Here is a 278-nt window from a genome sequence, read left to right as displayed (position 1 = left end):
GCCCGCCGCGACGTGCGCGGCGCCCGTCCCGTTCGTGGTGTTCATGACGATCGTGCGGCCCGTGAAGTTCTGCGTGTCGGCCTCCACGGGGGAGTTGCCGAAGTCGAAGCCGGGAATGGGCAGACCGCCGCGCTCCCCCCCGAGCAGAACGCCCTCCCCGCGCAGCTCCAGCGCCCGCTCGGGCGAGGAGGTGAGCAGCAGGGCGTCCGCGCCGCGTTCCAGGTACACGCCCGCCGTGGTGGTGGCGCGCAGCACGTCGATGACGAGGACGGTGTCGG

The 278-nt window shown here is 73.4% G+C and carries 1 protein-coding gene; it reads right to left on the bottom strand.

The features are described 5' to 3' along the window. A partial coding sequence (locus DEIPI_RS30825; protein WP_211238289.1) for a 2-phosphosulfolactate phosphatase occupies nt 1–278 on the bottom strand: 278 nt, incomplete at both ends.

It is taken from the genome of Deinococcus pimensis DSM 21231, assembly GCF_000519345.1.
Taxonomy (GTDB): Bacteria; Deinococcota; Deinococci; order Deinococcales; family Deinococcaceae; genus Deinococcus_A; species Deinococcus_A pimensis.
This window is presented reverse-complemented; position numbering and strand designations above follow the sequence as displayed.